The sequence below is a fragment of the Pseudomonas sp. JUb42 genome (assembly GCF_024807945.1).
In the GTDB taxonomy this organism is placed as follows: Bacteria; Pseudomonadota; Gammaproteobacteria; order Pseudomonadales; family Pseudomonadaceae; genus Aquipseudomonas.
Genome location: NZ_JANUFD010000003.1, coordinates 215028 through 228776, shown reverse-complemented (window position 1 = coordinate 228776; position 13749 = coordinate 215028). Strand labels below are relative to the sequence as shown.

Annotated in this window: 11 protein-coding genes; 4 read left to right on the top strand and 7 right to left on the bottom strand. The window is 59.9% G+C overall.

Annotation, left to right across the window (positions count from 1 at the left end):
• Positions 1 to 176: 176 nt before the first annotated feature.
• The gene (locus tag M2401_RS07565; protein ID WP_259101168.1) at positions 177 to 731 is read right to left on the bottom strand and encodes a chorismate mutase; all 555 of its coding nucleotides are present in this window, start codon (positions 729 to 731) and stop codon (positions 177 to 179) included.
• Between the two features lie 144 nt (positions 732 to 875).
• Positions 876 to 2282: a glutamate--ammonia ligase gene (gene glnA, locus M2401_RS07560; RefSeq protein WP_259101166.1), complete on the bottom strand. Its 1407-nt coding sequence runs from the start codon at positions 2280 to 2282 to the stop codon at positions 876 to 878.
• A 331-nt stretch (positions 2283 to 2613) separates the two neighbouring features.
• Between glnA and thiI the strand changes: the two genes are divergently transcribed.
• Together thiI and typA are read left to right on the top strand one after the other, a co-directional pair.
• Complete coding sequence (thiI, locus tag M2401_RS07555) at positions 2614 to 4068, top strand: tRNA uracil 4-sulfurtransferase ThiI (protein WP_259101164.1); 1455 nt, start codon at positions 2614 to 2616, stop codon at positions 4066 to 4068.
• 143 nt (positions 4069 to 4211) lie between these two features.
• Positions 4212 to 6032 carry a translational GTPase TypA gene (typA, locus tag M2401_RS07550; protein ID WP_259101161.1) on the top strand — a complete coding sequence of 607 codons (1821 nt, stop codon included), beginning with the start codon at positions 4212 to 4214 and terminating at the stop codon, positions 6030 to 6032.
• Positions 6033 to 6255: 223 nt separating this feature from the next.
• Here typA and M2401_RS07545 read toward each other — a convergent pair whose 3' ends face one another.
• The 3 genes from M2401_RS07545 to M2401_RS07535 all read right to left on the bottom strand — a co-directional run bounded on the left by M2401_RS07545 (position 6256) and on the right by M2401_RS07535 (position 9547).
• Positions 6256 to 6711, bottom strand: coding sequence for a YkgJ family cysteine cluster protein (locus M2401_RS07545; protein ID WP_259101158.1), 456 nt, complete (start codon positions 6709 to 6711; stop codon positions 6256 to 6258).
• A gap of 81 nt (positions 6712 to 6792) precedes the next feature.
• Positions 6793 to 8169 (bottom strand): GTPase/DUF3482 domain-containing protein, encoded by a 1377-nt coding sequence (locus M2401_RS07540; RefSeq protein WP_259101155.1) that lies wholly within the window; start codon positions 8167 to 8169, stop codon positions 6793 to 6795.
• The gene (locus M2401_RS07535) at positions 8162 to 9547 is read right to left on the bottom strand and encodes a DUF2868 domain-containing protein (RefSeq protein WP_259101152.1); all 1386 of its coding nucleotides are present in this window, start codon (positions 9545 to 9547) and stop codon (positions 8162 to 8164) included. The genes M2401_RS07540 and M2401_RS07535 overlap by 8 nt, the downstream gene beginning before the upstream one ends.
• A 217-nt stretch (positions 9548 to 9764) precedes the next feature.
• Between M2401_RS07535 and M2401_RS07530 the strand changes: the two genes are divergently transcribed.
• Positions 9765 to 10277: a dihydrofolate reductase gene (locus M2401_RS07530; protein ID WP_259101149.1), complete on the top strand. Its 513-nt coding sequence runs from the start codon at positions 9765 to 9767 to the stop codon at positions 10275 to 10277.
• 162 nt (positions 10278 to 10439) lie between these two features.
• A complete protein-coding gene (locus M2401_RS07525; protein WP_259101146.1) occupies positions 10440 to 11507 on the top strand; it encodes a haloacid dehalogenase-like hydrolase in 1068 nt (355 codons plus the stop codon).
• Positions 11508 to 11625: 118 nt separating this feature from the next.
• On the opposite strand, the gene M2401_RS07520 is transcribed toward M2401_RS07525, so the two are convergent.
• Together M2401_RS07520 and M2401_RS07515 are read right to left on the bottom strand one after the other, a co-directional pair.
• The gene (locus M2401_RS07520; RefSeq protein ID WP_259101145.1) at positions 11626 to 13005 is read right to left on the bottom strand and encodes an ATP-binding protein; all 1380 of its coding nucleotides are present in this window, start codon (positions 13003 to 13005) and stop codon (positions 11626 to 11628) included.
• Complete coding sequence (locus tag M2401_RS07515) at positions 13002 to 13712, bottom strand: response regulator (RefSeq protein WP_259101144.1); 711 nt, start codon at positions 13710 to 13712, stop codon at positions 13002 to 13004. The genes M2401_RS07520 and M2401_RS07515 overlap by 4 nt, the downstream gene beginning before the upstream one ends.
• Positions 13713 to 13749 lie beyond the last annotated feature (37 nt).

Here is a 13749-nt window from a genome sequence, read left to right as displayed (position 1 = left end):
GCGCCAGCATAGAACACATCATGTATGGGTGGCAGACATACTGTGGCATCACACAAACAACACAGAATCTGTAGGAGCTGCCGAAGGCTGCGAACGAGGGCTACCTGATACGCCGCTTTCGCAGCCTTCGGCAGCTCCTACATTCAAATCGCATTTCAATTCAGATCAGTGCATTTTTACTTGCCAGCACACAACCCCAAGGTCGCGCGAACCAGCCCCTGATCATGAATGGCATCAGTGGTATGCCGCTGCCGTGCAGCATCCAGCCACGCCTGGCAATTCGGGTCTTTGCGCAGGGGGACGAAGGCGCTGTAGGTCTGCAGCAGGCGGGTTTGCAGAATATCCAGCTGCGGACGGATATCGCCAGTCAGGCTGCGGCGTGGCAGGGCAGGCGCGGCGCCTGCAGCATGCCACTGGGCGAGCAGGGCGTTCTGAACCAGCTTGTTGGCTTCGATCTGGGCGCGGAACAGCTGCTGTACATCGTTCTGTTCCAGATCGAACTCGGCCGCACGCGCTCCGGCACCGTCGATGACCTGCTGTTCGCGGGGCAGATCCTCCACCGGCTTGCCACTGTCCCATTTGCTCAGGGCCACCGGGTCGGCAATGGTCAGGCGCTCGCCGATCACGCCGAGCAGGGCATCCAGCTCAGCCGGGCTCTTTTGTGTGGCGCAACCCGTCATGGACAGGCAGGCAAGGGTCGAAAGGGAAACAGCGAGAAAAAGCGAACGCATGGTGGGGTTCCATCCTGTGCCGGAATGCAGAACACAAGGGTGCCAAAGAAAATCGGAAAAAGCCCATACCTATTTACCGCCCCCATAAAAAAGGCCTCCCGAAGGAGGCCTCTTGTTCAAGCAGCCTGCGCTGACTCGACCGGATTAGCAGCTGTAGTACAGCTCGTATTCCAGTGGGTGTACGAAAGTACGTACCTTGATTTCTTCTTCGCTTTTCAGAGCGATGTAAGCGTCGATGAAATCATCGCTGAAAACGCCGCCTTTGGTCAGGAACGCACGACCTTTGTCCAGCTCTTCCAGGGCTTCTTTCAGGCTGCCGCAAACTTGTGGGATCTCTGCTGCTTCTTCTGGCGGCAGGTCGTACAGGTTTTTGTCAGCTGCATCGCCAGGGTGGATCTTGTTCTGGATGCCGTCCAGGCCAGCCATCAACAGAGCAGCGAAAGCCAGGTACGGGTTGGCTGCTGGATCCGGGAAACGTGCTTCGATACGACGGCCACGTGGGCTGGAAACGTAAGGAATACGGATCGAAGCGGAGCGGTTGCGAGCCGAGTAGGCCAGCATCACTGGAGCTTCGAAGCCTGGAACCAGACGCTTGTAGGAGTTGGTCGCAGGGTTGGTGAAGCCGTTCAGCGCCTTACCGTGCTTGATGATACCGCCGATGAAGTACAGAGCGGTGTCGGACAGGCCGGCATAGCCTTCGCCAGCGAAGGTGTTCTTGCCATCTTTGGCGATGGACATGTGAACGTGCATACCCGAACCGTTATCGCCGTACAGAGGCTTAGGCATGAAGGTAGCGGTACGGCCGTAGGCGTCAGCAACGTTGTGAACAACGTATTTCAGGGTCTGAACTTCGTCAGCCTTTTTAACCAGGGTGTTGAAGCGCACGCCAATTTCGTTCTGACCAGCAGTTGCCACTTCGTGGTGGTGAACTTCTACGACCTGGCCCATTTCTTCCAGAGCGTTGCACATTGCGGTGCGGATTTCGTGGTCGTGGTCGAACGGTGGAACCGGGAAGTAGCCGCCTTTGATACCTGGACGGTGGCCCTTGTTACCGCCTTCGATGTCAGCGTCGGACATCCAGGAACCTTGTTCGGAGTAGATCTTGAACATGGAACCGGAGATGTCGGATTTGAATTTCACTTCGTCGAAGATGAAGAATTCTGGCTCGGGACCTGCGAATACAGTGTCACCGATACCGGTGGACTTCAGGTATTCCTCGGCGCGATGAGCGATGGCGCGTGGGTCGCGATCGTAACCTTGCATGGTCGAAGGTTCGATGATGTCGCAAACCAGGATCAGGGTCGGCTCTTCGGTGAACGGGTCCAGAACGGCAGTTTCGTCGTCTGGCAGCAGGATCATGTCGGAAGCTTCGATGCCTTTCCAGCCGGAGATGGAGGAGCCGTCGAACATCTTGCCGACTTCGAAGAAGTCGTCTTCCAGCGCATCGCGAGCCGGCATGGTCACGTGGTGCTGAGTGCCTTTGGTGTCCGTGAAGCGCAGATCAATCCACTTAACGTCATGATCTTTGATGAGTTGAACCGACTTCGACATGCTGTCCTCCGGGGTGAATGAGGGCTGGGTAGTAGTGAGCCCTTTAATTTGGGTGATGCCGGGCGCGATAGTCGGCCAAGGCAACCTGCCTCACAAGGGAGCAAATTGCATGCCAGTGCCCCGAGATGGGTTTTTTATCTGAAACACTGGCGATTTCGCCGTTAAATCAGTTTTTTCTGAAAATACACGCACCATTATGGATCTATATATTGCGCGACAGATCCATTTTGGTGCGTCGATGATTGGTCGCACGATAACTGGTTAAACCTTGAGCAATTTCCGCTATAATCCCGCCCCCTCTTTTTCGGCTGGCACCTCGCGCGCTGTTTCCATGAAACTAATCGTTAAAGTTTTCCCAGAAATCACTATCAAAAGCCCGCCGGTGCGCAAGAAGTTCATCCGCCAGCTGGCCAAGAACATCCGTACGGTCCTGCGTGAAGTAGACCCGGACGTGGTGGTGGGTGGCGTTTGGGACAACCTCGAAGTCGAGACCCAGCTCACCGAGCCGAAAAAGCTCGAGGAAATAAACGAGTGCCTGCGCTGCATGCCGGGCATCGCCAACTTCCTCCAGGTGGCCGAATACCCGCTGGGCGACATGGACGACGTGGTTGCCAAGTGCAAGCAGCACTACGGTGACTTGCTGCCTGGCAAGATGTTTTCCGTACGCTGCAAGCGGGCGGGCAAGCATCCGTTCAGTTCGATGGACGTGGAAAAGTACGTCGGCAGCCAGTTGCGCCGTCAGTGCGGGGCCGCCGGAATCGAGCTGCGCAAGCCGCAAATCGAAGTGCGCATGGAAATTCGCGACCAACGGTTGTTCGTCGTTCACAGCCAGCACGACGGCATGGGCGGCTACCCGCTTGGCGCCCTGGAGCAGACGCTGGTGCTGATGTCCGGCGGGTTCGACTCCACGGTTGCGGCCTACCAGGTCATGCGCCGTGGGCTTATGGCGCACTTCTGCTTCTTCAACCTCGGTGGTCGCGCCCATGAACTGGGCGTGATGGAAGTGGCCCATTTCATCTGGAAGAAGTTCGGCAGCTCCCAACGCGTGCTGTTCGTCAGCGTACCGTTCGAGGAAGTTCTTGGAGAAATTCTCGAAAAAGTCGACAACAGTCATATGGGCGTGGTTTTGAAGCGTATGATGTTGCGCGCAGCTTCCTCTGTTGCCGATCGCCTGGAAATCGACGTGCTGGTGACCGGCGAAGCGATTTCACAGGTGTCCAGCCAGACGCTGCCCAATCTGTCGCTGATCGACTCGGCGACCGACAAGCTGGTGCTGCGGCCTCTGGTCACCAGCCACAAACAGGACATCATCGATCAGGCGATCGAGATCGGCACTGCCGACTTCGCCCGACACATGCCTGAGTATTGCGGGGTGATTTCGGTCAACCCCAAGACCAACGCCAAGCGCAACCGCGTTGAGTATGAAGAAAAACAATTCGACATGGCGATTCTCGAGCGTGCGCTCGAACGCGCCAAACTGGTCACGATCGATCGCGTCATCGACGATCTGAGCAAGGATGTCGAAATAGAAGAAGTCAGCCAGGCACTGGCCGGGCAGGTCATTCTCGACATCCGTCATCCGGATGCCCAGGAAGACCAGCCGCTGCAACTGCCCGGCATTGAGATACAGACACTGCCGTTCTACGCACTGAACAGCCGTTTCAAGGAACTGGATGAAACTCGCCAGTACCTGTTGTATTGCGACAAAGGCGTCATGAGCCGCCTGCATGCTCACCATTTGCTCAGTGAGGGGCATGCCAATGTGCGCGTTTATCGACCGAGCTAAGTGCCCGGGGCTGTTTGCCTGTGGCTTGCGTCACCGGCCCCCCGACGCTTGTCGTCAAGCCGTAACGGCCTTGGCCGACTCTACCTGTTAATCGCTGCCTGCTTTGCTGACAGCTGACCGAATCCTCTGATCGAGATACACAAGTGATCGAAAATCTACGCAACATCGCCATCATTGCTCACGTTGACCATGGTAAAACCACCCTCGTCGACAAGCTGCTGCGCCAGTCCGGTACCCTTGAGCGTAACGAGCTCAACGACGAGCGCGTGATGGACTCCAACGACCAGGAAAAAGAGCGCGGTATTACCATTCTCGCGAAGAACACCGCGATCAACTGGAATGGCTACCACATCAACATCGTCGACACCCCGGGCCACGCCGACTTCGGTGGTGAAGTAGAGCGCGTAATGTCGATGGTCGACTCCGTTCTGCTGCTAGTTGACGCTCAAGACGGCCCTATGCCGCAAACCCGTTTCGTGACCAAGAAGGCTTTCGAAGCCGGCCTGCGTCCAATCGTGGTCATCAACAAGGTTGACCGTCCAGGCGCGCGTCCGGATTGGGTTCTGGACCAGATCTTCGACCTGTTCGACAACCTGGGTGCTACCGAAGAGCAGCTGGACTTCCAAGTCGTCTACGCCTCGGCGATCAACGGCATCGCCGGTCTGGATCACACCGACATGGCCGAAGACATGACCCCGCTGTACCAGGCGGTCGTGGATCACGTTCCTGCGCCGAAAGTTGACCGTGACGGTCCTTTCCAGATGCAAATCTCGGCACTGGACTACAACAGCTTCCTGGGCGTCATCGGTGTTGGCCGTATCGCTCGCGGTCGCGTCAAGCCGAACACCCCGGTTGTCGCGATCAGCGCTGACGGCAAGCGTCGCAACGGTCGTATCCTCAAGCTGATGGGTCACCACGGTCTGCACCGTGTAGACGTCGAAGAAGCAGCTGCCGGCGACATCGTCTGCATCAGCGGCTTCGAAGAGCTGTTCATCTCTGACACCCTGTGCGACCCGTTGAACGTTGAGGCGATGAAGCCGCTGACCGTTGACGAGCCAACCGTTTCCATGACCTTCCAGGTCAACGACTCGCCATTCTGCGGTAAAGAAGGCAAGTTCGTGACGTCCCGTAACATCAAGGACCGTCTGGACAAAGAGCTGCTGTACAACGTTGCACTGCGCGTTGAAGAAGGCGACTCGGCTGACAAGTTCAAGGTTTCCGGCCGTGGTGAGCTGCACCTCTCGGTTCTGATCGAAACCATGCGTCGCGAAGGCTTCGAACTGGCCCTGGGCCGTCCTGAAGTGATCATTCGTGAAGTCGACGGCGTCAAGCAAGAACCGTACGAAAACGTCACCATCGACATCCCTGAAGAAGCGCAGGGCAAGGTCATGGAAGAAATGGGTCTGCGTAAAGGCGACCTGAGCAACATGGTGCCGGATGGCAAGGGCCGTGTTCGTCTGGAATACAACATCCCTGCTCGCGGTCTGATCGGTTTCCGTAACCAGTTCCTGACCCTGACCAACGGTGCTGGCATCCTGACCTCGATCTTCGATCGCTACGACACCGTCAAATCGGGCCACATGTCCGGCCGTCAGAACGGCGTACTGGTATCGGTTGAGACCGGCAAGGCACTGACCTACTCCCTGGAAACCCTGCAGGCGCGTGGCAAGCTGTTCGTTGAACACGGTCAGGAAATCTACAACGGCCAGATCGTTGGTCAGAACAGCCGTGACAACGACCTGGGCGTCAACCCTACCAAGGGCAAGAAGCTCGACAACATGCGTGCTTCGGGTAAAGACGAAACCATCGCTCTGGTTCCACCGGTGAAATTCACTCTGGAACAGGCTCTGGAATACATCCAGGAAGACGAGCTGTGCGAAGTCACGCCTAAGTCGATCCGTCTTCGCAAGAAGATCCTCGACGAAAGCGAGCGTACCCGCGCTGCCAAGAAAGCCAAGATCTGATAATTAGTCCTGGCTGAACAAAAACGCCCCCGGCCTTACGACCGGGGGCGTTTTTTTATGTCTGGGATTCATGCACAGACCATGATTTTGCAATGCGATATGAATGTAGGAGCTGCCGAAGGCTGCGAAAGCGGTTTATCTGATAGACCCATTCGCAGCCTTCGGCAGCTCCTACAAAACCGTGTTTACCGGGCGACAGCGCCGCGCCAGTGTCACAACGAGATCAGAACTTGATCGGCACCCGACCCGAATTGGCATTCAGGGTGCCGTGGTCCTGACGTACCACTTCCTTGGGCTTGTAGGCGCAATAGCCAGGGCGCGGGCCGATCTTTGGGTGGTTGCGGCAGGTGTCCGGGCGCTTGTCGTAGATGGTGCACAGGCGGCTCTTGCGGTCCAGGTACAAGCAATCGTTGTTGCTCATGCGCTGCAACGTGAAGATCCCGGTCTTCTGATTGAAGCGCTCGACGACACCTTCCTTTTGCAGGCGCTTGGCGATGTTCTTCGGGTTATCGCCCTGTTCGAACTCGTCAACGATACCGATCCGGATCAGGTCCTTGATCTTCGCTTCCACGGGCAACGTGCAGCAGCTGGACACACAGCCTCCGCACATGTAGCTGGAGTATTTCTGCCAGGTCTCAAGACGGTCGAGCTCTGCGGCGGCGATCAGGGTGGGTTTCATCAGGTCCGGTTCCGGGTGTATCAGGGCGCGCGATCATACCGGGCGCCGGGCATTTGCAATACTGCAAAATGCCAGATGCGACTACCGGTCGGGGGTAATGTGCCGCGCCAGCTCGCTGATCTGCTCCTGACGCTCGGCCTGACCCAGCTTCGCCTGGGGGTTGAGCGACGACCACTGCGGGTGAGCGCGGGCCTTGCGCAAGGCCTCAGGCAGCCTGCCTTCACGCCAGGTTTTATCCTGCGGGCCATCGAGCTGGATGCGCTCCATGGCCGCATGGCCACGCACATTGAGCGCTTGCAGCAGTTGCCGCTGACGCAAGGCCAGCAGGCGCAGCACCGCATCATCCACCGTCAGCTCGCGCTGCCCCTTGAGCTTGCCCAACAGCCGCGAGCCGTAGCTGCGTGCAGTTTGCAGTGCGCCCCCGGCCAAGGCACCGACCAGTGCCGCCGCACCCAAAGTGATGCCGCCAACCAACAGATCAACCCCGGCACCGGCCGCCGCCCCCGCAGCGATCCCGCCGCCGACTCGCACGCCAAGCTGCTTGAGGGTTTCCGGATTGAACAGGTCATCGCCCCAACGCCCATCGAGCAAAGGTAAATCCGCTGCGGCAGCGTCCTGGGTGCGAAAGGCATAGAGCTTGAGCAAGGACTCGACACAACGCTGCTCGCGCTGACGAATGCTCTTGCGCAGCTCATCGATGGCCTGTTGCACATGGCCCGCCTCGGTCACCACGCTGCGACGGCAGGCGGCGCAGTCAATCAGCAGCTCGGCGATCAGATGGCTCGCGCTCTGCCAACGGGCCTGACGTTGGGCTTCAATATCGACGATCAGGCGCTGTAACTGATCCCGAGCATGTTCGAGCAACAACATCAGGTTTTCATACAGCCGCCGCTCGCCATCTTCCGGCGGCGCCACGCTGTCGAAACGCACCAGTGCATGCAGGCCCAACCGGGCCAGGGCCTCGCGCCATTGCGGCTCGCGGTGCCCGGCACTGCTGACGAAGTTCAACACCGGCAGCAAAGGCTTGCCGCAGCCGGCCAGCACCGCCAGCTCATCGCGGTATTTGGCCAACACTGGCTCACGGGCATCGATGACATACAGCCCGGCATCGCAGGTCAGCAGCTGACGCAGCACCTTGGCTTCCTGTTCGAAGCGTTGCCGGGCTTCGCTGCCATCAAGAAACCGCGCCAGACGGGCCGGGCCATCCAGACGTTCGCCAGGGCGATCGAGGTTTTCCAGATAGTCGAGCAGGGCGATGGCGTCTTCAAGGCCCGGAGTGTCGTACAACTCCAACAGCGCCTCGCCGTCCACCGACAGCCGCGCGCCTTCGACATGCCGCGTGGTGCTGGGCCTGTGGGAGACTTCGCCAAAGCCTACGTCGCGAGTCAGGGTGCGCAGCAGCGAGGTCTTGCCGACATTGGTATGGCCGACCACGGCGAGCTTCAAGGCTTTAGTCATGACCCTTCTCCAGCCAGCTCAGCGGCGCGCTGTCGGCCCATGGCAATTGCAGTTGTTGCAGGGCCTCATGCCAGTCGCTGAGACGCGCGGAGTCCAGCGCCTGCCCGGCAGGTGCAGGTAAAAGCCAGACCCGTGTAGCGGTGGCACAACGGGCCAGTTCGGCGATCAGCGCCAGGCTGCCCCGGTCCGGCGAGCGCCGCGGGTCACAGGCGATGGCCAGGCGGGCAGGGGGGAAGCGGGTCAATTGATCGAGGAGTTTCTTGCGCGACTCGCGGCTGTCGAGAATTCCGGCATCGGCAATGGTTTTTGGCAAAGCGGGCGGCCAGCTGCGTTGCTCGTCCAGTTCGATGGCGACGAGCACAGCGCCATCGCTGTACTGCGCCGAGACGCCGCTGGGCACCTGATGCAGGGCAGCCGGTGCCGGATCATTCACCCCCAGGCGCTCGCTACTGGGCATCAGCCGCTCGCGCAGAGTGCCGTAGCCGGGCAGATTGAGGTCCAGGGCCAACTGGTCGCGCCCCCGTCGCCAACGCCACAGGCACAGCAAAGCCAATAACAAGCGCGGCAGGATGCCGTAGACCAGCAGCACGCCCACCAGCCAGGTCGCCCAAAGCTGGCGGGCGGCTTCGATGCTGCCATCGCCACTGGCGCGGATCAGGCTTTCATCGGGTACGCCAAAGCCCAGCAGCGCAGGCAACGCGCCGAGGGCCTGGGTCAGGTGGACGAAGGTGTCGCTGCCGAGAATGGTGGTCTCCCAGACAAAGCCGTACCGCCGCGTCGCCATCAACAACAGCATCAACGCCAGGGCGCAGAGCAACGCCACTGTCCACAGGCTGTTGACCAACAGGCCCAACGCCCAGCGATTCAGCCGTTGGCGTTGCAGCAGCACCAATAGCGCCGGCGCCAGTTGCGCGGCCCTGGCATCACGGGCGAGCTTGTCACTGAGCCACAACCACAGGCGCCCAAGAATGGCGCCGTGTTCACCGGCCAGCAGCAGGCCCGCCAACCAGCCCAGCAGCAGAATCAGGTTCAGCCCCAACAGGCTGCCCAGGGCCCAGAACACATTGACCGGATGCTGACCATCGCCCATGGCGGCCAACGCCAGACCCGCACCGCTGACTAGCGCGACGACCAACAGCGCCAGCAACGCCAGGCGCGCACCCTGCTTCCAGTGACGCAGCGCCCCGGTCAGGCCATCACGCTCGGCCAGCCACAGGGCACGGCGGGTGATGCGCGTGCGCAGGTCACCGCCCTCGGCGCGGGCGCGGCGATTGGCTTCCTGATCCTCCAGCGCCCCGGCCTGCTCTTCGCGCAGGCGGATGGTTTCGGTGAGCCAGAGAGTGTCGAGTGGGGTTAAAGCAGTCACATCTATAACCATTCAAATTAACTAAATTCCGAGTACCCACAGCGAACTGCGCGGTCCAATTGGGGAGCGAAGTCTGTGGGAGCGAATTCATTCGCGAAGGCGGTGGTGAAGTCGTCGAGATGTATTGAGTGTACCTGCCTCTTCGCGAATGAATTCGCTCCCACAATTTGCTCCTGCCAATTGATTAACCGATTCTGAAGCATACCCGCGCAGTGTTATTCTCGCCGCCATGAAAAAACATCTCCCCCTCAGCCTGATTGCCGCTCTCGGTGAAAACCGGGTGATCGGCGTCGACAATTCCATGCCCTGGCATTTGCCGGGGGATTTCAAGTATTTCAAGGCCACGACCCTCGGCAAGCCGATCATCATGGGCCGCAAGACCTGGGACTCCCTCGGTCGCCCGCTGCCCGGTCGCCTCAATCTGGTAGTCACCCGCCAGGCCGACCTGCAACTGGAAGGCGCTGAAGTCTTCACCTCACTGGAGGCCGCGGTCGCTCGCGCCGAAACCTGGGCACAGGAGCAGGGTGCCGACGAAGTGATGTTGATTGGTGGTGCACAGTTATATGCCCAAGGCCTGCCCGACGCCGATCGCCTGTACCTGACCCGCGTGGCATTGAGTCCCGAAGGCGATGCCTGGTTCCCTGAGTTCGATCCGCAGCAGTGGAAGTTGGTTTCCGATACAGCGAATCCTGCTGCGGATGGTAAGCCTGCGTACCGCTTCGAGGTCTGGGAGCGCGCTTAGGTCAACCATTTCAAACTGTAACAAAAGTGTCGCTTTTGACCTTGTTGTCGCGAATGGTTCTCGCCATGACGCACTCAGAACGCATGCGGTCGTTGACGTGCCTGAACTGTCACAGGATTTTGTTACGGTCGGTCTCCTTTATTTGTCGGAGGGGATACGGATATGAAATTCGCGCCAACACTGCTAGCCGCCGCACTCACTTTAGGCTTGGGTCTGGGCCTTGCCGGCCAGGCCGCTGCCACCGAGTTGAAGCACTGGCCGGAAGCTGCCGCCAAGCAGCTCGACGCCATGATTGCCGCCAATGCCAACAAGGGCAATTTCGCGGTCTTCGACATGGACAACACCAGCTATCGCTACGATCTGGAAGAGTCCCTGCTGCCGTTCCTGGAAAACAAAGGCGTGCTGACGCGGGAAAAACTCGACCCGTCGCTGAAACTGATCCCCTTCAAAGACACGGCTGACCACAAGGAAAGCCTGTTCAGCTACTACTACCGCCTGTGCGAAGTCGATGACATGGTCTGCTACCCATGGGTCGCGCAAGTGTTCTCCGGCTTCACTCTGCAAGAACTCAAAGGCTATGTGGACGAGCTGATGGCCTCCGGCAAGCCAGTGCCGAGCACCTATTACGAAGGCGACGTGGTCAAGCAGATCAACGTCGAGCCGCCGAAAGTCTTCACAGGTCAAGCCGAGCTGTACAACAAGCTGATGGAGAACGGCATCGAGGTCTATGTAATGACCGCCGCGTCCGAAGAGTTGGTGCGCATGGTCGCTGCCGATCCGAAATACGGCTACAACGTCAAACCGCAGAACGTGATCGGCGTGACGACCCTGCTCAAGGATCGCAAGACCGGCGAGCTGACCACTGCACGCAAGCAGATCAGCGCTGGCAAATACGACCCGAAAGCCAACATGGGCCTGGAACTGACCCCATACCTGTGGACCCCGGCGACCTGGATGGCGGGCAAACAGGCGGCGATCCTGACCTACATCGACCAATGGAAGAAACCGGTCCTGGTCGGCGGCGACACCCCGAGCAGCGACGGCTACATGCTGTTCCACAGCGTCGACGTCAGCAAAGGCGGCGTGCACCTGTGGGTCAACCGCAAAGACAAATACATGAAGCAGATCGACGGCATGATGAAGTCCAACGCCGAGGCGCAAGCCAAGGAAGGTCTGCCGGTGACCGCAGACAAGAACTGGGTCATCGTCAAGCCTGAAGACATCCAATAAAGCCAGATAGACCCTGTAGGAATGAGGTTTGCCCGCGAATGGAGCGACACGGTATTGCTGATACTGCGCGCCGTTCATTTCGCGGGCAAGCCTCGCTCCCACAAATCGCGCCTGCGTTCTACCTCGGCAACTCCACCACCGCCTCCAACCCGCCCCCGTCCCGATTACGCAACTTCAACGTGCCGTTATGCGCTGCCGCAATGGTGTGGGCGATACTCAGGCCCAGGCCGTGGCCGCCAGTGTCGGCATTGCGTGAGTTTTCCAGGCGGTAGAAGGGTTCGATGATCTGTTCAAGCATGTCCTCGGGCACCCCCGGTCCGCGGTCGCGCACGATGATGCGCAGCAGTTGCGGCTGATCCTCGACCTGTATTTCCACGTCCCGGCCATAGCGAATCGCGTTCTCCAGCAGGTTCTGCACACAGCGTTTGAGGCTGTCGGCGTAGCCCGACAGCGGCGAGTGAGCGCGCCCATGGATCAACACCTGTGCACCGATATCGGCAAGATCCGCTTGCAACGCCTGCAATAACGCATTGATCTCGACGTTCTGCCGCGCCTCGCGCGTTTCGCCGCTGCTGACGAATGTCATGGTGGCCGTGACCATGGCTTCCATATCGTCCAGGTCCTTGCGCAGACGCCCCTGCACCACTTCGTCGTTGAGCATTTCGGTGCGCAGGCGCATGCGGGTGATGGGCGTGCGCAGGTCGTGGGAAATCGCCGCGAGAAAACGCGTGCGTTCGGCGATGCTGGCGATCAGGCGCTGCTGCATGCTGTTGAACGCCTGGGCGGCCCGGCGCACTTCCACCGGGCCTTCCAGCGGCAGCGGCGGGCGCTGGATATCCCGGCCCAGTGCTTCGGCGGCGCGGGTCAGCTCGATCAGCGGGCGAATCGCCAGGCGCACCGCCAGCAGCGCAATGATCACTACCACAATGATGCGCAATAGATAGATGCGCATGAAGTAATCGAACAGCACCTGCACCGGCGTCAGGCTGGTCCAGCCCTGTTCCTCGTAGGCTTGCACCCGCAACCAACGGCCATCGGGCAGATTCAGTTCCAACAGAAATTGCCCGGCAGCGGGGCTGGAACCGAACAGCGCCGGCAACCCGGCGATATGGCCGCGCTCATCGAGCAGCGACAGGCTCAGCAGATGCAGGTTGCTGGCAAAGCCGCTCTTGCGCTCGATCACCTCGTTGAGCAGATGCTCCGTAGCCATATCGGCGCTGCTCAGGGCCTTGTTGGCGGGCATCGGCTTGTCGATCAGGCGCAGGTCGAAATCCTCCGACTGCAGATGACGCAGGAACAGCTCGGCATGCACCGGGTCCTGCTGCACCATGCGCACAATATCGGCCAGACGGCTGGCGATCAGGCGCGTAGGAATTTCCAGCACCTGGCTGTGGCGCACGTCGTACCAGATGCTGCTGGTGAGGATCTGCGCCGCCAGCATGCCCGTGACCAGAATGATGATCAGCCGTCCGAACAGGGTGCGCGGCAGCAGCTTCAAGACTCGCTCACTACATCAGCAGCGGTGAGCATGTAACCCTCGTTGCGCACGGTCTTGATCAGGCCCGGCTGCAATTGCTGGCGCAGGCGGCTGATGCATACGTCGATGGAACGGTCGAAGGGCGTGCTGTCCTTGTCGAACACATGATTGAGCAGGAAGTCGCGGCTCAGGGGTCGGTTTGGATGTTGCAGCAGCAGGCGCAGCACCCGGTAGTCCGAGCCGCCCAGAGCCAGGGTCACGCCGGCGGGGGAGGTGACCTGGCGAGTGCGGGTGTCGAGCAGCCAGCCGTCGAAGCGCACCGACGGCGCCTCATCGATGCGCGCCCGCTCGGGAAAGCTCTGGGCCCGGCGCAGGACGACCTTGATCCGCACCAGCAGCTCGCGAGGGTCGAAAGGCTTGGGCAAGTAGTCATCGGCGCCGATTTCCAGGCCGACGATGCGGTCGATCAGGCTGCCCCGAGCCGTGAGCATGATCACCGGGATATTCGACGTGGCGCGCAGATCGCGGCACAGGCTCAGGCCGTCTTCGCCGGGGAGCATCAGGTCGAGGACGATCAGATCGATCACGTTCAACTCCAGGCGGCGGCGCATTTCCTTGCCGTCGCAGGCGGTGGAGGTCTGGTAGCCCGCATCGCGCAGGTAATCGGCGAGCAACTGGCGGATTTCGGGGTCGTCATCGACGATCAGCAGGTGATCTTGCTTGGACATGAGGTCAGCGAAGCCTTCGGGGGCAATGATTCTCTGG

Bases quoted from the DNA above. Each gene is read 5' to 3' on its own strand.
- M2401_RS07565 (WP_259101168.1), bottom strand. From the start codon at position 731: ATGCGTTCGCTTTTTCTCGCTGTTTCCCTTTCGACCCTTGCCTGCCTG.
- glnA (WP_259101166.1), bottom strand. From the start codon at position 2,282: ATGTCGAAGTCGGTTCAACTCATCAAAGATCATGACGTTAAGTGGATT.
- thiI (WP_259101164.1), top strand. From the start codon at position 2,614: ATGAAACTAATCGTTAAAGTTTTCCCAGAAATCACTATCAAAAGCCCG.
- M2401_RS07545 (WP_259101158.1), bottom strand. From the start codon at position 6,711: ATGAAACCCACCCTGATCGCCGCCGCAGAGCTCGACCGTCTTGAGACC.
- M2401_RS07540 (WP_259101155.1), bottom strand. From the start codon at position 8,169: ATGACTAAAGCCTTGAAGCTCGCCGTGGTCGGCCATACCAATGTCGGC.
- M2401_RS07535 (WP_259101152.1), bottom strand. From the start codon at position 9,547: ATGGTTATAGATGTGACTGCTTTAACCCCACTCGACACTCTCTGGCTC.
- M2401_RS07530 (WP_259101149.1), top strand. From the start codon at position 9,765: ATGAAAAAACATCTCCCCCTCAGCCTGATTGCCGCTCTCGGTGAAAAC.
- M2401_RS07525 (WP_259101146.1), top strand. From the start codon at position 10,440: ATGAAATTCGCGCCAACACTGCTAGCCGCCGCACTCACTTTAGGCTTG.
- M2401_RS07515 (WP_259101144.1), bottom strand. From the start codon at position 13,712: ATGTCCAAGCAAGATCACCTGCTGATCGTCGATGACGACCCCGAAATC.